We start from the raw sequence: 22,842 nt of genomic DNA, 5'->3' as shown, positions 1-22,842 counted from the left end.
CCCCCACCCTCCCGCCCCAGCCGACTCCCTTCCTCCCGCCCAAGCCGCCCCAGTTCCTCGCGTGCCCGGTGTGCGTCCCCCGTGCGGTGCTGGTCGCGGTAGAGGGATTCCGCCTGGTGCCAGGCGGTGGTGGCCGCGGTGGTGTCGCCGAGGAGGGTGTGGAGTTCGGCGATGCGGACCAGGGCGTCGGCCTCCTCGTAGGTGTCGTAGAGGGCGCGCCGCAGGGACAGGGCGTGGCGGTAGTGGGTGAGGGCCGCGGGGTGGTCGCCGGTGTGGCGGGCGATGAAGCCGAGGCTGTCGAGGGTGGCGGCCTCGCCCTGGCGGTAGCCGAGGGCGCGGCACAGGGGCAGGGCCTCCTCGCAGTAGGCGCGGGCCTGGTCCCAGTCGCCGAGGTGGGCGTGGAACCAGCCCGCCGTGTTCAGGGCGCTCGCCTCCCACATCCGGTCGCCCAGTTCGCGGTAGAGCCGCAGCGAGTCGATCGCGTGGACCAGGGCCCGGCGGAAGTGTCCGGCGTGGCCGAGGGCGCCCGCGAGGGACTGGCGGGTGTGGGCCTCGTTGAGGCCGTCGCCGAGGGTCTGGAACTCCAGGAGGGCCTGGTGGAACTGTTCGTACGCCTCCTCCTCCCGGCCGGTGCGCAGATACGCGGTGCCGAGGCGGCGGCGGGCCATGGCCACGGTCCTGGTGTCGTTGAGGCTCAGGCCCGCCGAGAGGCCGGTCTGCCAGACGATCACATGGCAGTCCACATGGCCCCGGCGCAGCAGATGGCTGTCCAGGGCCCAGGCGAGATGCCACACCAGCCGCTCCCACCGCTGCCGGGACGCCAGCCGCAGCGCCCCGTACAGCCCGGCGTGTTCGCTCTCGAACCAGGCCGCCGCCTCCTCGGGGCCGGCGAAGGTGAGTCCGTGCTCCGACGGGGGCGAGGGGTCCTGGGTGGCGCCGTGCGGGTCCGTGATCCGGTCGGCGGCGCGGGCGGTGTCGGTGTAGAACTGGACCAGCCGCCGCAGCGCGGCCCCGGTGTCCGGCTCGCCACGGCCCCGCTCCTTGGCGTAGAGCCGGGTCAGATCGTGCATCTGGTAGCGGTCGGGACCGGACCGGCCGATCAGATGGAGGGTCTGGAGCTGCCGCAGTGTCCGCCGGGCCCGCGCCCGGGTGACCCCGAGCAGCGCCGTCGCCGCGGCGAGGCTGATATCGGCGCCCGTAGCCAGTCCCAGCAGTCCGAAGGCGTTCGCCTCGGCCCGTTCCAGCGAGCGGTGCGACGCGGCGAACACCGCCCGCAGACTGCTGGTCAGATCCCCGGCGTCCAGCGCGTCCAGCCGTTCGTCGGCCTGGCGCAGCTCCTCCGCCAGTTCCGCCAGCGGCAGTTCGGGCTGGGCCACCGCCCGCGCCGCCGCGATGCTCAGCGCCAGCGGCAGCCCCGCGCAGTGCCGCAGCAGCGCGTCGACGGAGTCCGGGTCGGCCTTGGCGGCGAGCGTGCCGAGCTGGCGGACCAGGAGCGCCCGCGCCTCCTCCTCGGGGAGCACGTCCAGTGTCAGCGGGGCGGCGCCGTGGGCGGTGACCAGGCCGGGCAGCAGCCGTCTGGAGGTGATCAGTACGGTGCAGGTGCCGCCGCCGGGCAGCAGCGGCGCCACCTGTTCGGTGTCGTACGCGTTGTCCAGCAGGATCAGCATCCGGCGCCCGGTGGTGAGGGAGCGGTACAGCCCCCCGGCCGCGCCGGGGTCCGCCGGTACGCACTCGGGCGCCACGCCCAGCGCGTCCAGGAACCCCCGTACCGCCATCTCGGTCCGCACCGGCAGGGCCGACGGGTCGAAGCCGCGCAGGTTCACATAGAGCTGGCCGTCGGGGAAGCGGTCGAGGCGCTCATGGGCCCAGCGCAGCGCCAGCCAGGTCTTGCCGATGCCCCCGGTGCCGCCGATGGCCGAGATCACCACCGCCTCGCCGCTCGCCGGACCCGCCTTGACCAGGTCGTCGAGGGCGGACAGCTCCCGGGTCCGCCCGGTGAACGCGGCGGGCGCGGGCGGCAGCTGACGCGGTACGGGACGGTCCGCGACGCCGACCGGGGGCGCGCCCGCCTCCTCGGCGAGGATACGGGCGTGCAGATGGCGCAGCTCGGGCCCCGGGTCCACGCCCAGTTCGTCCGCGAGCCGCCGCCGGGTGCGCTCGTACCACTCCAGCGCCGCCGCCTGCCGCCCCGAGCGGTAGGCGGCGAGGATGTACTGTCCCGCCACCCGCTCGTCGAGCGGATGCGCCTCCGCGCGGGCCGACAGTTCACTCACGATCCGGGCGTGCTGCCCCAGTGCCAGCCGGATGTCCACCAGGTCGAGCCGGGCGGCGAACTGTTCCCGCTCCAGCGTGGCCCGCTGCTCGGCGAACCAGGGGGTGTCCGCCCCCGCGAACGCCTCCCCGCCGCGCCAGAGGACCAGCGCCTCCTCCCAGAGCTCCACGGCCCGCTGGCCCTGGCCGCCGGTGCGGGCCCGTTCCGCCAGCGCGCGGAAGCGGTGCGCGTCGACGGCGTCCGCCGGGAGCACCGGCCGGTAGCCGCCGGACTCCCGCACCAGCCCGATGCCGAAGGGCGCCAGGACCGAGCGCAGCCGTGACACGTACGCGTAGAGCGTCTCCCGGCTCCGACGGGGTGGCCGCTCACCCCAGATCCGCTCCACCAGCGTCCCCACCGGCACCGTCCGGCCCGCGTCCATCAGCAGTGCCGCCAGCACCCACCGCTGGCGGGCGGCCCCGACGTCCACCGGAGCCCCGTCCTCCGTCCACACCTCGATGGTTCCGAGAACGCCGACCCGTAAGGCCATGGCACGTGCCTCCCCTGTGGTGCCGGAGCCCCGCCCCCCAGGCGGCCTCCCGTCCGTATCCTCAGCCCCGGTCACCTGCGCCACAAGGTTTCCACAAGGTTTGGCGCAAGCCCTCCGGCGCACCATGGCATCAGCCCTGGACAGGGGACCCGGCTCGGGGGAAGCACCGGGCGGCGCGGTGGACCGCGCCTCCGGTCGCGGCCGGGCCAGGGCGTGCGGCGGACGACCGGTATCTGTGACCGATCGTCCGCCGCGTAGGAGGTCCGTCCCGTGCCGGACGGACGCGCCGTCCCACCCGTGCTCGGGGGAGGGTGGGACGGCGCCTTCGTGTGTCCGCCGCGGCGCCGTACGGAGGCGGCCGGGCCTCCGGGCGGGCGCCGCCCGGCGCGCTCCGTGAGGGGCCCGCACCCGGCACGGCTCACGGGCGGCGCCGGGCGGCCGCGTGGGCGTGGGCGGGCCGACGCGCCGGGGCCCCGGGCCCGGGACACCGGCCGATGGACCGGCCGGTTCAGGCCCATCGCCCGATCCCCGATCCCCGCCCCGGCCCCGGCCCCGGACCTGACCTCCGTGCTGAGCCGCGCCACCGGGTCGGCGGGCTGTCACGTCGCCGCGCTGTCACGTCGCCGCGCTGTCACGTCGCCGGGCCGCCGGGCCGCCGGGCCGTGGGGCCACCACGCCGCCGCACCGTCACACCGCCGGGCGGGGACCGGGCGCGAGCCCGGCCCGCACCGGAACCCCGCGCGCACCGGAACCCCGCCCGCGCCGCCGAACCGGCACCCGCCACGGATCAATGGCCTTTCCGGTTCAATCCCGCGATGTGGAAAATAAGCACGGCAGGATCACACGGCGCATTTTCGGGCCCGTCCGCGCGACCCGCGCGACCGTGTTTCCGTTCCCCGCCGCCATTCCCGCTCGCATTCCCCCGTGGTGTCGGCCGGGCGATGGGATGACACTCCCGGGCCTTCCCGGCGAATGATCGCCGCCCGCTGCGCATACCCCGCGCGCCTCATTCTGGTTCCGAGACGGCACCCAGGGGCGAACCGGACCGCGCCGACGGCGCCAGGCACGCTCTGCCCCTCACCGTCCGGCGGCCGTCAGCGCGGTGCTGAGCAGCGGGGTTCGCGTCGGGGCACGGGTCCTGCGGTCCGGCGTACACCGTCCGGTGGCCCTCCTTTCCCGGGGCCACGGCCGGACCCGGTGGATATCCCGGCCCGGGTCGCGCGCCCTTCTTCTCCGTACCGCTTTCGAAATGCCGGTGACACATGGGAATCTGGAGCAAGCGAGACCGGGGCGACGGAACGGTCGCAACCGTCCCCCGAGGATTCCGACGCCATTCTTCTGCGAGAACTCCCGCTCATTCGCGGGTTGTGCGTGCGGGAGTGAAATCTCCCGCACCGACGCAGAACGTTCCTCGTACGGGCGGAAAATCCGCCGACACACTGGATAGTGCGCGCAGGAAGGACACCGGATGATCACGGACATCGAGTCGGCCACACCCGCTCTGTGCCGCCTGCACCTGGGGCGGGAGCTGCGCCAGCTCCGCCAGCTGGCGGGATTACGGGCCAACCAGGTGGTCAAGCGCCTGATCTGGAGCCCGTCCAAGCTCACCCGGCTGGAGACCGGGGAGAACGCGGCGGTGGAACCGTCGGACGTCATGGCCCTGTGCGAGATGTACGGCGCCGACGCGGAGAAGCGGGCGCTGCTGACCGGGTACGCGGTGGTGACGAAGACCAAGCGGGACTGGTGGCAGTCGGGGGAGTTCCGGCCCGCGATCACCCCGACCTTCAAGGCGTATCTGGGGCTGGAGGCGACGGCCTCGGCGATGCACAACTACGAGGCGGAGTTCGTCCCCGGCCTGCTGCAGACGGAGGCGTACGTCCGCGCGATCTACCAGGTGGCCCGGCGGGGGCTGAGCGAGGAGGAGATCGACCGGCATGTCACGGTCCGCATCACCCGCCAGGAGGCGCTGCGCCGGGCGGACACGCCCCTGCGTTTCGCGGCGGTCGTCAACGAGGCCGTCCTCTACCGGGGGGTCGGGGGAGCCGCGGTGATGCGCGCCCAGCTGGAGCACATCGCGGAGGTGGCGTCCTCGCTGCCGCGGGTACGGGTGCAGATCATGCCGTTCCGCGCCGGGGCGCACACGGGGATGAACGGGGCGTTCACCCTGCTGCGGTTCCATGAGCACGACGCGATCAAGCCGATCGTCTATCTGGAGAACCTGGGGGACGCCCAGGTGATCCGCAGCGGCACGTGTGTGGACCGCTACGAGGACGCGTTCTCGGGGATTCAGGCCGACGCCCTGGGGCCGAAGGAATCCCTGGGCATGATCCGTGCCGCGCTGAGGGAGCATTGACCCCATGAGCGATGACCCACTGGCGAGGGCGCGTTGGTACACCTCCAGCCACAGCAACAACCAGGGTGGTCAGTGCGTGGCGGCGGCCCGGCTCCCGGCCGCCATGGCCCTGCGTGACACCAAGGACCCCCGGGGTTCCGTCGTCATCGTCGGGGACGGGGCCTGGACCCGCTTCCTGACCTCGCTCAACGCCCCCTGACACCCCGTCTCCCGTCGCGCGGGCGGGAGGCGGCCCACGGCTCGGGCGCACGGCCTGGGCGCGTGGCTCGGGCATACGGCTCAGGCGCAGGGCTCGGGGATACGCCTCGGGCGCGTGGCTCGGTCGCATGGGGCTTGGCCAGGTGCCTGCCCGGACGGGCCGTCAGAAGGGCGTCTGGATCCGGACGGCGGTGATCCGCAGTACGGGCTGCGCCACGTAGTACACGACGAAGCAGCCCGCGACGGTCGCGTCCCGCCGGTCCCGCTCCTCCCGGATCGGTGTGGACCCCTCCGCGTACGGGGCGGCGGCGAGCTTGCGCATCTCGGTGTCGAACCGCGCGCGCAGCCCCTCGGGCAGCACCTCCCGGACGAGGGCGGCGTCGGGCGCGTAGGCCAGCGCGTAAGGGCTCATGAGGGCACCGGCCCACCCCGCTCGTCCACGATGCCGGTGTAGTCACCCCGGCTCAGCCGCTCGAACACCTCGTCATCGGCCCGCCGCGCCGCAGGCGGCAGCGCCCAGCGGGCGGCGACCCGGGGCAGTTCGGCCAGCGGGGCGCCGCTGATCTCCTCCTCGAACCGGGCCCGTTCCTCCTCCGTCAGGCCCGCACGGATCTCGGCGATGGTGCCCGGCAGCGTGACCAGCTCGCCGCCCACGAAGGTCCGGATCACCCCAGCCTCCCCTCCCGGTTCGTTCCTCCCCGTGGAGCAACGGTAGCGGTGTGTCAGCGGGCATGAGCGCGCGGACCCGGTCGAGGCGGGCGGGTGAAGCTGGTCGAGGCGGGGCGCGGACCCGGTCCGGCCGCCGTGACGGGATCAGGCTCAAGGGAGCGGGTCGCGGTCGTTCCGGCGGCCGCCACCTGGACGCCGCCGTTGATGCGGGCCCGGCGGCTCCCGGGCGGCGGGCCTCGGGCGCGCTCGTCCCGGACCGGACCGGACCGGGCGGGGCCGACGGCCGTTCCGTCGGCCCGCGGGGCCGTCCCCGGGCGGAACCGCCGGGGGAGGGGTGGGTCAGGTCAGCGGAGGGGCGGGGCGGTCGTCGGTGGTGTCCCAGATCGGGTCGGGCGTGGAGTGCTTGTTCATAAGGCGCAGCCTGTCATGGACGGGGACGGGTGGCGGACGCTCGGTTCGTACGACGTCATCGGTTGAGACGACCGGGGTGGGCGAGCGGTTGTCCTCTTCCCCTGATCTCCTGTGATATCGCCATCGGTGGACCGGCCGTGACGGTACGTGAGTGGGGTGCCGGGATGAGCGGCCGGTGTGGTGCCGGTCGTCGCGGGTGGGCTTCGCGCCAATGTCGGTGGCGGGCCTGACGCCCCGTCTCCCCGTCACCCCGCGGCGGGCCCGTGCGGTGGCTCCGGGGCGCCCAGTCTGTGGAACGTCGGCACGACACGGGGCGAAATTACGCAAACAGTGACTAACCGCATGGTGACATCAGCCCGTGAGGTCACAACCGTGGCGGCGCGGCGCACGCGTCCCGCCGTCAGCAGGCCCGCACCCCGCGCCCGGGTGACCACGGGGAATCAGGGGTCACCCGCGCGCCAGGGGTGACGGGAGCGGCCCCGGCGCGCCCATGGTCCTCATCCGGCCGTTGCCCACATGCCATGTACTCGACAATTTGTCGTCATGCGCGCCCACTCCCCTGCGAGGGGACCGCCCTCGCCGAACCCGCGGACCCCCGAACCCGCGGACCCCCGAACCAGCGGGCCAGCGGACCCCCGAACCAGCGGACCGCCGTACCCGTGTACCGCCGCACCGACACCCCCTCAGACCAGCAGGGAGCGACCGCGCCCATGAGCCACAGACCCGAACTCCGTGCCGCCGCCGCGCGACTCGTCGGCCGGCGGCGGCTGCTCACCGGCACCGCCGCCGCGTTCACCCTCGCCTTCGCCACCGATCTGCCCGGATCGGCGCACGCCGCCGCGAGGGACGCCCGCCTGGAGATCCCCGAGGACCCGTTCCGGCTCGGGGTGGCCTCCGGCGAACCCCGGCCGGGGGCCGTCCTGCTGTGGACCCGGCTCGCGCCCCAGCCCTACGAACCGGGCAGCGGAATGCCCCAGGCCCGGTTCGACGTCGACTGGGAGATCGCCCACGACAGCCGCTTCGCCCGGATCGCGCGGCGCGGCACCGAGACCGCGCACCCCGAGTACCACCACAGCGTCCGGGCCGATGTCACCGGACTGGACGCCGACCGCGCCTACTACTACCGCTTCCGCGTCGGCCGCTGGATCAGCCCCACCGGCCGCACCCGCACCGCGCCGCGGGAGGACGCCGCCACCACCCGGCTGCGGATCGGGGTCGCCTCCTGCCAGGCGTACCACGACGGCTACTTCACCGCGTACCGCCACCTCGCCGACGAGGATGTCGCCGCCGTCTTCCACCTCGGTGACTATCTGTACGAGTACGCCGTGAACGCCGCCGGAGGCCACCGCAACGACCCCGCCCTCGCCCTGCCCGCGCACTACAACCGCGAGACCGTCACTCTGGAGGACTACCGGCTGCGCTACGGGCTCTACCGGTCCGATCCCGACCTCCAGGCCGCGCACGCCGCCCACCCCTACGTCCTGACCTGGGACGACCACGAGACCGAGAACAACTACGCCGGATCCGACCCGGAGAACGGGGTGCCGCCGGAGGAGTTCCTGCTGCGCCGGGCCGCCGCCTACCGCGCCTACTGGGAGAACCAGCCGCTGCGCGCCCCCCAGCGCCCCAGCGGCCCCGATATGCGGCTCTACCGCAGACTCCGGTTCGGACGGCTGGCGCAGTTCGACATCCTCGACACCCGCCAGTACCGCTCCAACCAGGCGTACGGGGACGGATGGCGCGTCCCCGGCCCCGAGTCCGAGAACCCGGCCCGCACCATGACCGGCGCCACCCAGGAACGCTGGCTCCTCGACGGCTGGAAGTCCTCCGGAGCCACCTGGAACGTCGTCCCCCAGCAGGTCACCTTCGCCCAGCGGCGCGACACCCCCTCCGCCGCGTACAAGGTCTCCATGGACGCCTGGGACGGCTACCCCGCCGCCCGGGACCGCGTCCTCGCCGGGGCGCGGGCCGCCGGGGTCGAGAACCTGATGGTCCTCACCGGCGACGTCCATGTCAGCTACGGCTTCGACCTCAAGGCCGACTGGTCGGACCCCGACTCGCGCACCCTCGGCACCGAGATCGTCACCACCTCCATCAGCAGCGGCCGCGACGGCGCCGACCGGCCCGCCAACTACGACAACCTCACCCGCGCCAACCCCCATCTGCGCTACTACCACGGCCGCCGCGGCTACACCCTGATCAGCTACGACCAGAGCCAGGCCCGCGCCGACTACCGGACCGTCAGCGCGGTGACCGTGCCCGGCGCGCCCGTACGCACCGCCATGTCCCTGGTCACGGAGGCGGGGGAGCCGGGGCTGAAGCCGGTGTAGATCGCGTCTCTCAGCGGCGGGCGTGGCCCACCAGATGGTGACGGTCGCGGGCATCGGTCCAGACGAACAGGGCCACGTCCGCGACCTCGGCCGACGGGATCCGGATATGGGGCTCCGGCAGGGCCAGCGGCCGGGGCGCGGGCCGGGTGAGGTCCAGTTCGACCGGGGTGCCGCCGCCCGCCAGCGCGTCCGCCGCGCCCCGGGCGCTCGTCGCGCCGTAGGCCGTGCCCGCGCCGGTGACCGTCGTCAGTGTCAGCGGCGCGGCGCCGCCGTCCAGCCGCTGGAGACAGTGCCCCTTGCGGCGCTTCAGATCGAAGGCGAGATGGCCCGCGACGACGAAGGCGCCGTCCGGGGAGAGCGCGGCCCGCGGGTGCTCGCCCGGCTCGATCGCCGGACGCACACACCGGGCCGCGGCCAGCGGCCTGCCCGACGCGGTGTCATGGACCGCCCAGATCTCATGCGTACGGGCATCCGCCCGCCCCCGGGCCGGACGCCACTTCGCCACCAGACGGCCGCTCACCACCGACGTCGGCACCCCGGAGGCGGGATCGGCGCCCGCCGGGGCCGCCCGGCGGCTCTCCCAGCCGCCCCGCACCCAGAACCCCGACTCGCCGCTGAGCAGCAGCCCCCGCGCGGTCAGCCCGCGCACCTCGGTCAGACGGCGGCAGCCGGTACAGCCCCGGGGAGCGCCGAAGGCGCGCTCCGGAACCCGGGTGACCCGGCCGGTCGCCGGATCGACCACCGCGTTACGGGTGCGACCGTCGGCGATCAGGATCCCCGGGCCGGTGCCGGAGACCACCGGAGCGGTGGGCCAGGGCACCTCGACCCGCCGCAGGGTGCCGTCGACGGCGTCATGGATGTCCAGCGACACGGCGCTGACCCCGCGCGCGGCGAGCGCGTCGGCGCCGGGAACGGTGTCCCCGGCCGCCGTCGCGGAACGCCCGAACGACCACACCACCAGATAGTCCCGGCCGCCCTGGGAGACCGACAGCAGCCGTGGCACCCCCGAACCTCCCGGGCCGGGCGACGGCAGCGGCGGGCCGCTCCAGACCGCCCGGCCGGTCGCCGCGTCCAGCGCGCGCAGGCGCGAGCCGGTGCCCGGGGCGGGCTCCAGATAGGCGACCCGGCCGGTGGCGGGGGAGACGGCGTACGCGGCGGCGGCCACCGGCACCTCCCACCGGGGGCCCGGCTCGAAGGCGGCGGGGACCGTCAGACGCGGGGCGGGCGGGCCGCTGGGCGAGGCGTTCGCCGCCCGCGCCTTCCCCGGCCCGGCATCGTGGTCGCCGTGGGCCCCGTCGGCGCCGTCGCCGCCCGTGCCGCACATGCCCAGCACCAGCAGGGAGGCGAGCAGGGTGATCCCGCCGACGAGACCGAGCCGCAGGGCGCGCCGGGCGGGGGAGACGCCTCGATGGGCGGGGGAGACAGGGCGGCGCGTTCGTGCCATGCGTTCTGGGCTCCTCTGGGAGGGAGGGGGGCGCGGGCACCCGCTCACGTTCCGTACACCACGAGACCCGCCAGCGTAGCCAACCCCGCGCCGCCCCCTGCCTCGCCCCCCGCCCGCGCGACGCGAGCCCACACCACGCACGGACCCGCCCGCTTGTGGGCCGCCCGGGGCGAGGGGGGGGCACCCCCAGGCTCCGCCCGGTGGCGGCCCCCCTCGCCCGGACAGGACCCAGCAGGCCCCGCAGGGCCCCCGGCGGTGGGCCCGTAGGATGCGGCTGGTGAACGGGATCCCCACCGCGGACGTGCTGCGCGCCGCGCTCTCCGGCGTACTCGACGGCCTTCCGCCCTCGCACGCCACCCGCGCCGTCGAGCGCCTGATCGCCAGCTACCGCGGTACCACCCCCACCGACGCCCCGGTCCTGCGCGACCGCTCCGACGTCGCCGCGTACGCCGCGTACCGCATGCCCGCGACGTTCGAGGCCGTACGGTCCGCGCTCGCCGCGCTCGGTGAGGCCGCGCCCGGCTGGGTGCCGGGCACGCATATGGACATCGGTGGCGGGACGGGCGCCGCGAGCTGGGCGGTGGCGGAGGCGTGGGACGGCGCCGCGCGCACGACGGTGCTGGACTGGGCCGAGCCCGCGCTGGCGCTGGGGCGGGAGCTGGCGGGGGCGTCGGGCCTGCCGGGGCTGCGCGAGGCGCGCTGGGAGCGGGCCCGGATCGGCGCGGCGCTGCGGGTGGCGGACGCGGACCTGGTCACGGTCTCGTACGTACTGAAGGAGCTGACGGAGGCGGACCGGGACGCCCTGGTCGCCGAGGCCGCCCGCGCCGGGCAGGCCGTGGTGATCGTGGAGCCCGGCACTCCGGACGGCTATGAGCGGATCCTGAGCGCCCGCGCCGCACTGATCGGGGCGGGGATGAGCGTCGCGGCGCCCTGTCCGCACGACCGGGACTGCCCGATCACCCCGGGTACGGACTGGTGCCACTTCTCGGCCCGGGTCAGCCGTTCCTCGCTGCACCGGCAGGTGAAGGGCGGTTCGCTGGCGTACGAGGACGAGAAGTTCTCGTATGTCGCCGCCACCCGTTTCCCGGTGACCCCGGCGGCGGCGCGGATCACCCGCAAGCCGCAGATCCGCAAGGGCCTGGTCCAGCTGGAGCTGTGCACGGGGCCCGGGACGCTGGAGCGGGTCAATGTCACCAAGCGCCAGGGCCCGCTCTACAAGGGCGCCCGCGATGTGGAGTGGGGCGACGCGTGGCCGCCCCACACGGACTAGCGGATCAGGCGCGCAGCTCCTGGGTGCAGCACTTCACGCTGCCGCCGCCCTTGAGGAGTTCGCCCAGGTCCATGCCGATGGGTTCGTAGCCCCGGTCCCGGAGCTTGTCGAAGAGGCCCACGGCGGCCTGCGGCAGCAGGACGTGGCGGCCGTCGCTGACGGCGTTGAGTCCGAAGGCCCGCGCGTCGGCCTCGTCGGCGATGAGCGCGTCGGGGAAGAGACGGGCGAGGGCGGCCCGGCTGCCGGGGGAGAAGGCGCCGGGGTAGTACATGACGTCGTCGCCGTCGTCGTCGAGGACGGACAGGGCCGTGTCCAGGTGGTAGAAGCGGGGGTCGACCAGGTCGAGCCCGATCACGGGCCGTCCGAAGAACTCCTGGGCCTCGCCGTGGGCGAGGGGGCTGGACCGGAAGCCCCGCCCGGCGAGCAGATAGGAGCGGGTGACGGCGAAGTCGCCCTCGCCCTCGTTGATGTGCGCGGGCTCGTGGAGTTCGGTGTAGCCCGCCGAGCGGAACCAGTCGCGGTGGACGGCTTCCTCGGCGGTCCGTTCCGGGTGGGCGAACCGGGCCAGCAGCACCCGCCCGTCGATGACGGTCGCGCCGTTGGCGGCGTAGACCATGTCGGGCAGTCCGGGCCGGGGGGTGAGCAGTTCGACGGTGTGGCCGAGCGAGCGGTAACGGTCGCGCAGGTCCTCCCACTGGGTCAGCGCGAGGGGGAGGTCGACCGGTTTCGCCGGGTCCATCCACGGGTTGATGGAGTACGTCACTTCGAAGTGCGTGGGTGGGCACATCAGGAAGCGACGCGGCGACGCGTCACGAAGCGATGAGCGCAAGGAGGGCTCCTCACAGACGAGTACGGCGGTGGTGCACGCGGTCTGCGTGTTCCGCCATGGTGAGGCCGAAACGGCGCGATGGAACCCGTTCGTCGCGAGGATCACATCCGGCTCCAGCGCGGCATGACGGGGGCACCAGGAGGTTTGGCGCCGGGTGTGGGGACCGTCACCACCACATTCAGGCCGAGACGATACGTATCGCCTCTGGCGCGGTAGATTGCGTCGTATGACCGACGCCAAGGCCCCCGACTCCAGCCGCCGCAGCGAACGCTCCCGCCGCGCCATCTACGACGCCGCCCTCGCCCTCGTCGTCGAGGTCGGCTACGGACGTACCACCATCGAGGGGATCGCCGCCCGTGCCGGGGTCGGCAAGCAGACCATCTACCGGTGGTGGCCCTCCAAGTCCGCGGTCCTGATGGAGGCGTTCCTCGATCTGGCCGGGCAGGGCACGGACGGCCCGGGCGCCACCGGGGAGGGCCCGGCGCGGTCGTACGCCTTCCCCGACACCGGCGATCTCGCCGCCGATCTGAGGACCGTGCTGCGCGCCACCGTGGACGAGATGAACAACCCTGTCGTCGAGGGGCCCACCCGCGCGCTCGCCGCCGAGGGCGTGCTCGACGCCGCGCTGGGCGCCCAGTTCGTGGAGAAGCTGCTGGACCCGGCGATCCGGCTCTACGTCGACCGGCTGCGGGTGGCCGAGGAGGCCGGACAGGTACGGCCCGGGATCGACCACCGGATCGCGACGGAACTCTTCGTCGGGCCCCTCTACCACCGCTGGCTGCTGCGGACCCTGCCGCTCACCCACGCCTACGCCGACGCCCTCGTCGACTACGCCCTCGCCGGACTCGCGCCCCGCCCGTGACGGCGCCGCGCCACCCCTGAACGCGCCCGCGCACCCGACCGGCCCGGTCCCACTCCTCCCCCGGTTGGGAACTGTGGCCACCCACGGCGCAGGATGGTGCGACCATGGTAGAGACCACGCGGGGCGAGCCTGAGAGCTGTGAGGGGATAGATGGGCGACGGTAAAGGCCGCTATCGCGGCACGGAGAGCAGGCTCTCCTGGGAGAACCGGATCGCCCAGTGGCTGCGTCGGCGCCCCCGGGACACCGATGGCCCCGACGCCGACGCCTCCCGCCGCGAGGAGCTGCTGCTCGCCGTCGCCGAGGCCGGGATGCCGCTGGCCCCCGCCGCCTACCCCGTCGCCTACCGCTGTTCCTGCGAGCGCATCGGCTGTCCCATCCCCGCCCGCCACCCCGTCTCCTTCGCCTGGCAGACCCAGTCCACCACCGACCGCGCCCAGATCCTGCGCTGGGCGCAGGGCGACCCTCAGGCCAACTTCATCACCGCGACCGGCATGGTCCACGACGTCCTCGACGTCCCGCTGGAGGCCGGGCGGCGCGCCCTGGAGAGCCTGCTGGACCAGGGCATCGAGGTGGGACCCGTGGCCGAGGCCGGCGGGGAGGGCGAGGAGGGGCGGGCCCTGTTCTTCACCGCCACCCGGGGCACCCCGGCGGACGAGGACGAGTGGTGGCCCTGTGAGCTGGACTGCCGCCCCGAGACCATGGACGAGCACCCGGGGCTGCGCTGGCACTGCCGGGGCAGCTATGTCCTGGTGCCGCCCGCCCGCCTCCCCGGCGACCACGACGTCCACTGGGTCCGCGGCCCCGAGCATCCGCTCCCGGACCCGCTGACCCTGCTGGAGTCCCTCACCGACGCCTGCGCCCGCTACGCGGGCGAGATCGAGGCCGCCGAGGACGGCGCCCCCGAGGTGGCCTGGCCCCTGGGCCGCCGCTGACGCCACCGGCCGGATACGCCTCGGGGTCCCGGCGGGGCACGTCCGTATCCCTCGCTGCGTGTCGTGATGGACGTCCGTCCGTGCTCGCCACCCCGCTCCGTCTGGTGCCGATGACGGAGAGGGCGCGCACCGGTGTGGGTCAGCGTACGCATGCGTACGGACGCTCCCGTTTCGCCGCTGCGCGCCCACGCTACGGAACTTTCTCCTCCGTCCTCCTCTGACACTCTGGGCGCCATGTCCGAGAACGAGATGACGACGTACGGCATCGGTGACGGGCCCGCGACCCGGGTCAGCCTCTCCCCGCCGGCGGGCACGGTGGAGGCGATCCGTGCCCGGACCGGCGGGCGCGGTTTCTCCGCCTTCGTCGCCTCGGTCGTCGAACGGGAGCTGAGAGGGCTGGCGCTCGACGCGTATCTGACCGACCACGAGAGCCGTCGAGGGCCGCTGTCGGAAGCAGCGAGACGACGTGCGCGACAGGTGCTCGACGAGGTCTTCGCCGAGGAGGACGCGAGAGGACGTCCGCTGGCGCGGGAGTCCAGGCAGACCACGCCGACCGACAAGGAACGGCGGGAGTCGGCGGAGCGGACACGCGCCTACCTGGCGGAGCACTTCGGGGTCGAGGTGAGCGACGAGGAGAGCGCCGCGATGGGGCGGCGGCCCAAGGAGGCGTGGCCCGGCCGGGCGTCCGGGCTCAGGAGCCCTTCGCCGCCGTCAGGCCCGTGATCCGGCCGAGCACCGTCACCTTGCCGCCCGGGGCCTTCGGGACCACGACCGCCTGGCTGGAGACGCGTTCCTTGGTGAGGGAGGAGCGGACCTGGCCGGTGAGCAGGGCGCGCACATCGGGGGTGACGGGCAGGGCGACGCCCGGGGCGGCCGTCTCCCGTTCGAAGGTGCGGACGGTGAAGAAGACCAGCGCGTCACCGTCCGCCGTGACCAGGCCGAGCGGGGCGTAGTCGCCGCCCGTGACGGCCTGGTCGATGTACTGGGTCGTCTTCCCGGGCCGGTTGGCGTCCTGACGGCGGTCCGCGCGCCAGTCCGAGGTGTGGGGCCCGTCCCGGAAGTGATCGGGCCTGCCGCTGGTCAGATACGCGACGTAGTCCCGGCTCAGTGCGGCGGGCCGGTGGGCGAAGGCAGTGCTGTCGGCCGGGACGGGCACGCCGTGCCCGTCGGCGTCCTTCCTCAGCGCCGGGATCTGCCCGGGGGAGAGGATCGAGAGATAGGCGGCGCGCCAGGGCTGGCCCGGCGCGTTGCGCAGGAAGACCAGCACCCAGCGGTTGTCGGCCGCGCTCTTGTCGTCGTCCCGGTTGGAGTCGGTGTCGGCGAGGAAGTAGCGGGGCCAGCCCGCCTTCTTGGGGATGGTGAATGTCGCGTCGGTCAGTTCCAGCGGTACGTGTTCGGGGTTGCCGTCGGGGAAGTTGACGCTGCGGGCGCGCAGCCCCGCCTGGTTGATCGCGCCGAGGGGGCCGGTGACCCGGCCGACCCCGAGGGCGGGGTCGTACGCCTTGTCGGCCGCGTTGTACGCCGTCGTGAACGCGCGCAGGGCGTCGGCGGCCTCGGCGGGGGTGGCGACGGGGACGACGAGCCGTTCGCCGTGCACGGTGACACAGCCGGTGGCGGTGAGCGCGAGGGCGGTGGCCAGGAGAACGGCCCTCCCCCGTGGCCGCGTTCGGCGTGGGAACCGGAACCGTCCCATGACCCGCATCGGCCGCATCGGCGTTCTCATCGGTCGTCTTCCCCTGACCCAGCCCGATCCATCAGCAGCACCCTAGCCGCCCGCACCTCCCGGCGCGGCCCGGCCCCGGCGCCGACGCGGCCCGGGCGGCGGCGGAACGGGCTCCCGGCGACGGGAATCCCGGCCCCGGGGAACGGCCCCCGGCCCGTCCGGCTACGCGCGGGCGTGCCGGTGCGTGCCGGGGGTTCGGCTACCCGCGGGCGGGCCGGTGCGGCAGGATCACCGGCGAGGCGTCCCGGGGGTGCGGGAAGACCTCCACCGGGTGCCGGTAGACCCGGGTCAGCAGCTCGTCCCGGAGTACCTCCTCCGGTGGGCCGTCCGCCGCCACGCGTCCCTCGTGCAGCACCGCCACCCGGTCCGCGTACGCCGCCGCGAGCCCCAGGTCGTGCAGGACCACCACCACCCCGTCCCCGGCCGCCGCCCGCTCCCGGCAGATCCGCAGCACCAGTTCCTGGTGGCGCAGGTCCAGCGCGGCCGTCGGCTCGTCCAGCAGGAGCAGCGGGGTCCGCTGGGCGAGGGCGCGGGCCAGGGCGACCCGGGCGCGCTCACCGCCGGAGAGCGCGGAGAAGGGCCGGTGCGCGAACGCGGTCGTCTCGGTCGCCGCCAGCGCCTCGGCGACGGCGGTGTCGTCCTCGGCACCGCTGTCGTGAGGGTCCTCCCGTACCGTGCCCGCCCACGGCGCCCGTCCCATCCGTACGACGTCCTGCACCGGGAAGGGGAAGGAGAGCGCCGTGGACTGCGGCAGTACGGCCCGGCGCAGGGCGAGTTCGGGGGCGCTCCAGTCGGCGGCGGGGCGGCCCGCGAGGCAGACCGTGCCCGCGTCGGGGGTGAGATCGGCGGCGAGGGCGGCGAAGAGGGTCGACTTGCCCGCGCCGTTGGGGCCCACGAGCGCCAGGACCTCGCCCGCGCGGGCGCTCAGATCGACCCCGCGCAGGATCTCGCGGCCGCCGAGCCGCACCCGCAGCCCGCGCGCCTCGGCGAGCACCGTGCCGGGCGCGGGACGCGCGGGCACCCGCCGCCGCCGGGTGCCGAGAACACGGGAACCGACACCGGAACCGGCACGGGAACCGACGGCACCGGAACCGAAGAGCCCGATCATGCCCAACCACCTTGCTGACGTCGTGTCCTGCGGAGCAGCCAGAAGAAGAACGGGCTGCCGAAGAGCGCGGTGAGCACCCCGAGCGGCAGCTCGGCGGGTTCGGCGACCGTCCGCGCGGCCAGGTCGCCGACGGCCAGCACCAGCGCCCCGCCCAGCGCGGAGCCGGGCACGAGGAAGCGGTGGCCGGGCCCGTTCACCATCCGCAGCAGATGCGGCACGAGCAGCCCGACGAAGGTGATGATCCCCGCGACCGCCACGGCGGCGGCGGTCAGCAGCGCCACGACGAGGATCAGCGCGATCCGCAGCCGCTCGACATCGACGCCGAGATGGCGGGCGGGCCGCTCCCCGAGGGCGAGCAGATCGAGCTTGCGCGCGTACAGGGGCGCGATGGCCAGCCCCAGCAGGGTGCAGGGGAGGACGGCGAGCACCTTGGGCCAGGTGGCCTGGGAGAGGGAGCCGAGCTGCCAGAAGGTGATCTGGGTGATCTGCGCGTTGTCCGCGAAGAAGATGAACAGCCCGATCAGCGCGCCCGCGAAGGCGTTGACGGCGATCCCGGTGAGGATGAGGGTCACCACCTCTGTCCGTCCGCCGGAGCGGGAGAGCGCGTAGACCAGCAGTACCGTCGCCAGACCGGCGATGAAGGCGCTGACGGTGACGGTCCAGTTGCCGAGGAAGCTCAGCCCGAACGCGATGGAGGCGACGGCGCCGACGGCCGCCCCGGCGGAGATGCCGATCACGCCGGGTTCGGCCAGCGGATTGCCGAACACGCCCTGCATCAGCGCACCCGCACAGCCCAGGGACGCGCCGACGAGGAGCGCGAGGACGACCCGGGGCAGCCGTACATTCCACAGCACGCTCTCGCCGACCCGGTCCAGTGGCTGACCGCCGAGCCCGATCCGGTGCCGTACGGAGGAGAGGACATCCCCGAGCGGGATGTCGTAGGCGCCGTATCCGGCGGAGACCAGCGCGATGAGCAGCAGCGCGGCGGTGAGTCCGGCGGTGAGCGGCCAGGCGCGGGAGCGGGGGGCCGCGGGGGTCGCGGACGGTACGGGCGGTACGGGGACGGGCTGGCCGGAGGCGTCCGGCGTCGTGCCGGGGGTCGCCGTGGCACGCGCCGCCGGGGGTGGCGTGGCGGCCCGCTCGGGCGCCCCGGTGTGGTCCTCCGCGCGGGGCGCGCCCGGCGGTTCAAGCGCCGTGCCGGTCGTGCCCGTCGTCCCCGGCGCCGTGCCGGTCGCGCCCGGTGCCGCACCCGCCATCCCCGCCGTATCCGGTGCCGCGTCCGCCGGGCTCACCGCCTCCGGCTCCGGCCGTCCGCGCCCGGTCCCGTGCCGTGTCGTCATCGTCCGCGCCCGTCCGCGTACAGCTGGTCCACCAGGGAGGTCAGCACCTCGTCCGTGCGCGGGCCGTAGTTGAGCAGCACCCCGTCCGGGATCGACACCACCCGGCGGTCCATCCCGGCCGGGGTCTGGGCCACGCCGGGGATCTTCACCAGTCCGTCGACGCCGCCCACCGAGTCCAGGCCCTTGGACATGACCAGGATGGCGTCCGGCGCGGCCTTGGCCAGCGCCTCGCTGGTGATGGCGGTGAAGTCCTTGGTCAGTCCGGACTCCTTGCCCGCGTCGATCGCGCCCGCCGCCTCCAGCAGGGAGGAGGCGCCCGAGTCCCGGCCGCCCAGGAGGTAGACGGAGGCGGTGCCGCGCAGATAGAGGAAGGCGACCCGGGGCTTGTCGCCGGAGGCCGGGCGGGGGATGTCCCGCTGGGCGGCGGTGATCCGTTCCTGGGTGCGCCGGGTGAGTTCGGCTCCGGCGTCCCGTACGCCCAGGGCCGAGGCGACGGCGTCGATCCGGGGCGCGACGTCGGCGAGTCCCTTCGCGGTGGCCACCACGATCAGGGGGATGCCCGCGTCGCGGATCTGCTGGATCGATTCGGCGGGGCCGGAGACGGTCTCGGCGAGCACGAGGGTCGGCCTGAGGGAGAGCACGCTCTCGGCGGAGACATCGTGGCCCCGGGTCACCACGGGGAGTCCCGCGGCCTGTTCGAAGGTGGCCGTGACATCGCGGGCCACCACCCGGTCGCCGAGGCCGAGGGTGTAGACCAGCTCGCTGAGTGAGCCGGTGAGCGGGATGATCCGGTCCACGGAGGTGACGGTGACCTTTCGGCCGTCCGCCGAGGGGACCGTGACCGGAAGCCCGGGCGTGGGTGTACCGGCCAGGGGTTCGACCCGGTCAGGGGTGGCCGAGGCCGACTGCCCGTTCGGTTTCGGCGCCGAAGCGGAATCACCGCCGCACCCGCTCACCACCAAGGTGACGGCGAGCGCGGCAAGGGCCGCGCGCACCGTGCGAGTCGCGCGCGCCGAGCGCGCCTTGGCCTGTGAAAGCACCGGAAACACCGTCCTGTTCGTCCGTGGCGGGTCATGGAGGACCGGGCCCTCCGGCCGTTGGCGCCCGGGCGTACTGGCCGGAACACCCCGTTCGCAAGGGGTGCCGACGACCGGAAACGGAATCCCTGGGCTATCGGCGGAGGCTGGGTATAGCTTAGGTTAGCCTTACCTTGCTTCACCAGGCCGTCACCCCCCCTCGCCCTCTCGGAGGAATCCGTCATGCTGCCCACACGACCGGCCCGCGCGTTCGCCGTCGCGCTTCTCGTGGCCCTGCCGGGAGCGCTCCTCCCGGCCGGTGCAGCCCAGGCGGCCGAGCGGACGGTCCAGGGCGGACGGCTCGACTGGGGGCTGAAGTCCTCGTTCCAGAAGTACGTCACCGGCCCCATCGCGGGCGGCGGTTACCGGCTGAGCGCGGGCGCCGCCACCATCGGCACCAGCGGCTTCCGCTTCCACTCCGCCCGGGGCGGCTACGACCCCGGGACCGGCGCCTTCGAGTCCCGCTTCACCGGCGGAGTCCACTTCACCGGCCACCGCAAGCCGAGTGGCGAGCACGAACTGGAGCTGACCCTCGCCAACCCCACCGTCAAGGTGAGCGGCGGCCGGGGCACGCTCCACCTCGACGTGGTCAGCAAGGCCCGGGGCAGTGGCAAGGTCACCCGCGCCGCCCAGGTCGGCTTCGCCGCGCTCGACCTCTCCGGTATCGATATGCGCGGTGGCACCAGCCCCATCACCCTCACCAACGTGCCCGCCACCCTCACCGCGCGCGGGGCCACCGCCTTCGCCGGGTTCTACCCGGCGGGCACCCCGCTCGACCCGGTCAGCCTCCGTGTCGACGTACGGCAGACGGAGCGGCGGCCCGCCGCGCCGCCGAAGAGGCCCGCCGAGGCCCCGGCGCAGAAGCCCGCGACACCCGCCCGGGCCGCCCACGCCTTCCAGGACGCCGCCGTGGACTGGGGGGTGCGCCGCACCTTCCGCGAGTACGTCACCGGCTCCATCGCCCAGGGCCGCTGGACCCTCAGCGGCGGCGCCCAGGACGGCGGCGCGCTCTTCCGCTTCCCGCGGGGCACGGGCACCTACGACCCCGCCGCCCGGACCCTGGACGCCTCCTTCGCCGGAGCGGTCCGCTTCACCGGGCAGCACCTCGACCTCACCCTCAGCGCCGTATCCGCCAAGGTCACGGCGGGCCGTGGCACCCTCAGCGCCGATGTGACCAGCGCGGGCACGACCACCAGGGCCGTTCCCCTGGTCACCTTCGCCGCCCCGGACCTCACCCCCGAGGACGGTCTCGCCTCCCTCACCGAGGCGCCCGCCACCCTCACCGCCGAGGGCGCCCGCGCCTTCGGCTCCCTCTACCGCGCGGGCACCGCGATGGACCCGGTCTCGCTCGCCGTGGCCGTGGACCGGGCGGCGGCCCTGCCCGCCCTGCCGGACCTCGGCGACGACACCCCGGCCACCACCCCGCCGCCGCCCGCCCCCGCCACCCCGGCCGCGCCGGAGCCCGTCCCGGCCGCCGCGTCCGCCGACGACGGGGAACTCCCCGTCGTGGCCGTCGCCGCCGGAGGGGCCGGGGCGCTCGCCCTCACGGCCGTCGCGTTCCTTCTCGTACGCCGTCGCCGCGATCGTCGCCCCACACAGACCGGCTGAGTCCCTCCGTACACCCCCCAGCATCTCCCGAACCCCCCTTTCACCCAGGAGAAACCGCCATGCCAGCCACTCGCCGTCCCCTGACCCTCGCCGCGGCGGTCGCCACCGCCACCGCGCTCGGCGCCACCGCGCTCGCGCTGCCCGCCGCCGCGGCGGGCCCCGCCGGGAAGGCGGCCGAACCCGCCACCGGCCAGCAGGCACCCCGGGCCGGGGCCTCCGGTATCGGGCTCAAGGACGGGACACTGGACTGGGGCTTCAAGAAGGAGTTCCGCGACTACGTGGGCCGTGGCGGGTCCATCACCGTCAAGGACGGCGCCCAGCAGGCCGCCGGGAACGGCCCGTTCACCTTCACCGGCGGGGTCGGCACCTACGACCCGGCCACCAAGGGGACCCGTACCTCCTTCACGGGCACGGTCGTCTTCGCGGCCCAGCACTTCACCCTCACCCTCACCGATCTGACGATGGTCAGCGACCGCACCAAGGGCTCGGTCCAGGGCGATGTGACGATGGTGCCCGCCGCCGGACCCGGCGCCGGGAAGAAGACCGAGTACCGGGACATCGCCCTCGCCCAGCTCGATATGACCAGGGCCACGCCGGGCCAGGGCGCGGGCGGCGCCATGGTGTTCAGGGACATACCGGCGACGATCACCAAGAAGGGCGGGGAGATCTTCCACTACCCGGAGGGCGAGAAGCTGGACCCGGTGACGCTCTCGGTGAAGGCGGCGGGCGGTAAGCCGACGCCGTCCCCGACGGGCAAGCCGACCGGCAAGCCCACCCCGAGCCCCACCGGTAAGCCGACCTCCCAGCCCTCCGCCAAGCCGTCGGCCAAGCCCACCGCGAAGCCGAGCGCCAAGCCCACCGCCAAGCCCACGTCCAAGCCCACGCCCCCGGCCGGGAAGGCGACCGTCGTCGACGGCAATCTGGACTGGGGGGTGAAGAAGAGCTTCCGTACCTATGTCTCCGGCCCCATCGCCCAGGGCAAGGTCGAGCTGAAGGGCGGCGCGACGGCCTCCGGCAGCGGCTACCGCTTCCCGAAGGGCACGGGCACCTACGACACCGCCAAGAAGTCCCTCTCGGTCGGCTTCGGCGGCAGCGTCCGCTTCCTCGGTCACCGCACCCAGGGCCAGTACATCCTCGATCTGCGGCTCAGCGACCTCACGGTCAAGGCCAGCGGCACCAAGGGCACGCTCTACGCCGACGTCAGCACCAAGAGCAAGTCCACCGGCGCGGTGAAGAAGTACGACAACCTCGCGCTGGCCACCCTCAAGCTCCCCAGCGGCGCCCTGACCCCGAGCGGCAAGGCCGTCACGCTCAAGGCCCTCTCGGCGACCCTGACCGCCGACGGCACCAAGGCGTTCGACGGCATGTACAAGGCGGGCGAGCCGCTCGACAAGGTCACCGCCGCCGCCTCCCTGGACAAGGCCGTGAAGCTCCCGGCGAAGCCGGGCGGTTCGTCCCGGGGCGGCGCCGAGGGCGGGTCGGCGGACCAGACCGGTACCGGTGGCGCCGCGACCGGTGGCGGCGGTTCCGTCGGCGGCGGCACGGGCGCGGCGGCGATGGGCAACCTCGCCGACACCGGCGCCGAGATCCCGGCGGGCGCCCTCGCGGCCGCCTCGGCCGTCGTCGTCGCGGCGGGCGCGGGCGTGGTGTTCGCGGCGCGCCGCCGTGGCGCCCGGACCTGACGGTACGCCTGCCGCCCGCGTCTGACGGATCGGCCTGGCGGCCGCGCGTGACGGGCGCTTCCGGCGGATGCGCCGGGCGGTCGCGCCGGACGGTCGCGTCTGGCGGATACGCGTGACGGATACGCCGGACGGGTATGCCTGACGGGCACGGCCTCGGGGCGCGCCCCCTCCCCTCGTACGGACGGGAGGGAGCGCGCCCCGAGGC

The 22,842-nt window shown here is 74.5% G+C and carries 17 protein-coding genes and 1 pseudogene; 9 read left to right on the top strand and 9 right to left on the bottom strand.

Annotation, left to right across the window (positions count from 1 at the left end):
• Positions 1 to 2,801: BTAD domain-containing putative transcriptional regulator (locus tag ACFVIM_RS16985; RefSeq protein ID WP_384301828.1), on the bottom strand; the 2,801-nt coding region annotated here is incomplete at its 3' end.
• Between the two features lie 1,468 nt (positions 2,802 to 4,269).
• Between ACFVIM_RS16985 and ACFVIM_RS16980 the strand changes: the two genes are divergently transcribed.
• Positions 4,270 to 5,154 carry a helix-turn-helix domain-containing protein gene (locus ACFVIM_RS16980; RefSeq protein ID WP_384301826.1) on the top strand — a complete coding sequence of 295 codons (885 nt, stop codon included), beginning with the start codon at positions 4,270 to 4,272 and terminating at the stop codon, positions 5,152 to 5,154.
• 4 nt (positions 5,155 to 5,158) lie between these two features.
• Entirely contained in the window at positions 5,159 to 5,353 is a 195-nt protein-coding gene (locus ACFVIM_RS16975; RefSeq protein WP_384301824.1) for a DUF397 domain-containing protein, read from the top strand.
• 162 nt (positions 5,354 to 5,515) lie between these two features.
• Here ACFVIM_RS16975 and ACFVIM_RS16970 read toward each other — a convergent pair whose 3' ends face one another.
• Positions 5,516 to 5,764 (bottom strand): hypothetical protein, encoded by a 249-nt coding sequence (locus ACFVIM_RS16970; protein WP_384301822.1) that lies wholly within the window; start codon positions 5,762 to 5,764, stop codon positions 5,516 to 5,518.
• Positions 5,761 to 6,021 carry a hypothetical protein gene (locus tag ACFVIM_RS16965; RefSeq protein WP_384301820.1) on the bottom strand — a complete coding sequence of 87 codons (261 nt, stop codon included), beginning with the start codon at positions 6,019 to 6,021 and terminating at the stop codon, positions 5,761 to 5,763. Before ACFVIM_RS16965 ends, ACFVIM_RS16970 begins: the two co-directional genes overlap by 4 nt.
• Positions 6,022 to 7,142: 1,121 nt before the next feature.
• Between ACFVIM_RS16965 and ACFVIM_RS16960 the strand changes: the two genes are divergently transcribed.
• Complete coding sequence (locus ACFVIM_RS16960) at positions 7,143 to 8,762, top strand: alkaline phosphatase D family protein (protein ID WP_384301818.1); 1,620 nt, start codon at positions 7,143 to 7,145, stop codon at positions 8,760 to 8,762.
• Positions 8,763 to 8,772: 10 nt separating this feature from the next.
• On the opposite strand, the gene ACFVIM_RS16955 is transcribed toward ACFVIM_RS16960, so the two are convergent.
• Positions 8,773 to 10,206 carry a hypothetical protein gene (locus ACFVIM_RS16955; protein WP_384301816.1) on the bottom strand — a complete coding sequence of 478 codons (1,434 nt, stop codon included), beginning with the start codon at positions 10,204 to 10,206 and terminating at the stop codon, positions 8,773 to 8,775.
• Positions 10,207 to 10,474: 268 nt separating this feature from the next.
• On the opposite strand from ACFVIM_RS16955, the gene ACFVIM_RS16950 reads away from it, so the two are divergent.
• On the top strand, positions 10,475 to 11,476 hold the full coding sequence (locus ACFVIM_RS16950; RefSeq protein ID WP_384301814.1) for a small ribosomal subunit Rsm22 family protein: 1,002 nt from the start codon (positions 10,475 to 10,477) through the stop codon (positions 11,474 to 11,476).
• Between the two features lie 4 nt (positions 11,477 to 11,480).
• Here the strand turns inward: ACFVIM_RS16950 and ddaH are convergent, their stop codons facing one another.
• Positions 11,481 to 12,305 carry a dimethylargininase gene (ddaH, locus tag ACFVIM_RS16945; RefSeq protein WP_384301812.1) on the bottom strand — a complete coding sequence of 275 codons (825 nt, stop codon included), beginning with the start codon at positions 12,303 to 12,305 and terminating at the stop codon, positions 11,481 to 11,483.
• A gap of 226 nt (positions 12,306 to 12,531) precedes the next feature.
• Here ddaH and ACFVIM_RS16940 point away from each other — a divergent pair, with 226 nt between their 5' ends.
• The 3 genes and pseudogenes from ACFVIM_RS16940 to ACFVIM_RS16930 form a co-directional block, all read left to right on the top strand.
• A complete protein-coding gene (locus ACFVIM_RS16940) occupies positions 12,532 to 13,167 on the top strand; it encodes a TetR/AcrR family transcriptional regulator (protein WP_384301810.1) in 636 nt (211 codons plus the stop codon).
• A gap of 150 nt (positions 13,168 to 13,317) precedes the next feature.
• Entirely contained in the window at positions 13,318 to 14,100 is a 783-nt protein-coding gene (locus ACFVIM_RS16935; protein ID WP_384301808.1) for a bifunctional DNA primase/polymerase, read from the top strand.
• A gap of 234 nt (positions 14,101 to 14,334) precedes the next feature.
• Positions 14,335 to 14,604 (top strand): annotated as a pseudogene (locus ACFVIM_RS16930) (hypothetical protein); the annotation flags it as partial.
• A 187-nt stretch (positions 14,605 to 14,791) separates the two neighbouring features.
• On the opposite strand, the gene ACFVIM_RS16925 reads toward ACFVIM_RS16930, so the two are convergent.
• From ACFVIM_RS16925 to ACFVIM_RS16910, 4 genes are all read right to left on the bottom strand, one after another.
• A complete protein-coding gene (locus ACFVIM_RS16925; protein ID WP_384301829.1) occupies positions 14,792 to 15,793 on the bottom strand; it encodes a hypothetical protein in 1,002 nt (333 codons plus the stop codon).
• 229 nt (positions 15,794 to 16,022) lie between these two features.
• Positions 16,023 to 16,931, bottom strand: coding sequence for a heme ABC transporter ATP-binding protein (locus ACFVIM_RS16920; protein WP_384301806.1), 909 nt, complete (start codon positions 16,929 to 16,931; stop codon positions 16,023 to 16,025).
• Positions 16,928 to 18,271, bottom strand: a complete 1,344-nt coding sequence (locus tag ACFVIM_RS16915) for a FecCD family ABC transporter permease (protein ID WP_384301804.1) — start codon at positions 18,269 to 18,271, stop codon at positions 16,928 to 16,930. The genes ACFVIM_RS16920 and ACFVIM_RS16915 overlap by 4 nt, the downstream gene beginning before the upstream one ends.
• A complete protein-coding gene (locus ACFVIM_RS16910; RefSeq protein ID WP_384301802.1) occupies positions 18,268 to 19,311 on the bottom strand; it encodes a hemin ABC transporter substrate-binding protein in 1,044 nt (347 codons plus the stop codon). The genes ACFVIM_RS16915 and ACFVIM_RS16910 overlap by 4 nt, the downstream gene beginning before the upstream one ends.
• Positions 19,312 to 19,530: 219 nt before the next feature.
• Between ACFVIM_RS16910 and ACFVIM_RS16905 the strand changes: the two genes are divergently transcribed.
• Positions 19,531 to 20,955: an HtaA domain-containing protein gene (locus ACFVIM_RS16905; RefSeq protein WP_384301800.1), complete on the top strand. Its 1,425-nt coding sequence runs from the start codon at positions 19,531 to 19,533 to the stop codon at positions 20,953 to 20,955.
• 59 nt (positions 20,956 to 21,014) lie between these two features.
• The gene (locus tag ACFVIM_RS16900; RefSeq protein ID WP_384301798.1) at positions 21,015 to 22,637 is read left to right on the top strand and encodes an HtaA domain-containing protein; all 1,623 of its coding nucleotides are present in this window, start codon (positions 21,015 to 21,017) and stop codon (positions 22,635 to 22,637) included.
• The last annotated feature ends 205 nt before the right edge of the window (positions 22,638 to 22,842 follow it).

The organism is Streptomyces sp. NPDC057638 (genome assembly GCF_042800315.1).
GTDB lineage: Bacteria > Actinomycetota > Actinomycetes > Streptomycetales > Streptomycetaceae > Streptomyces.
The sequence above is the reverse complement of the archived record's forward strand: the minus strand, read 5'-3'. Positions and strand labels throughout refer to the sequence as shown.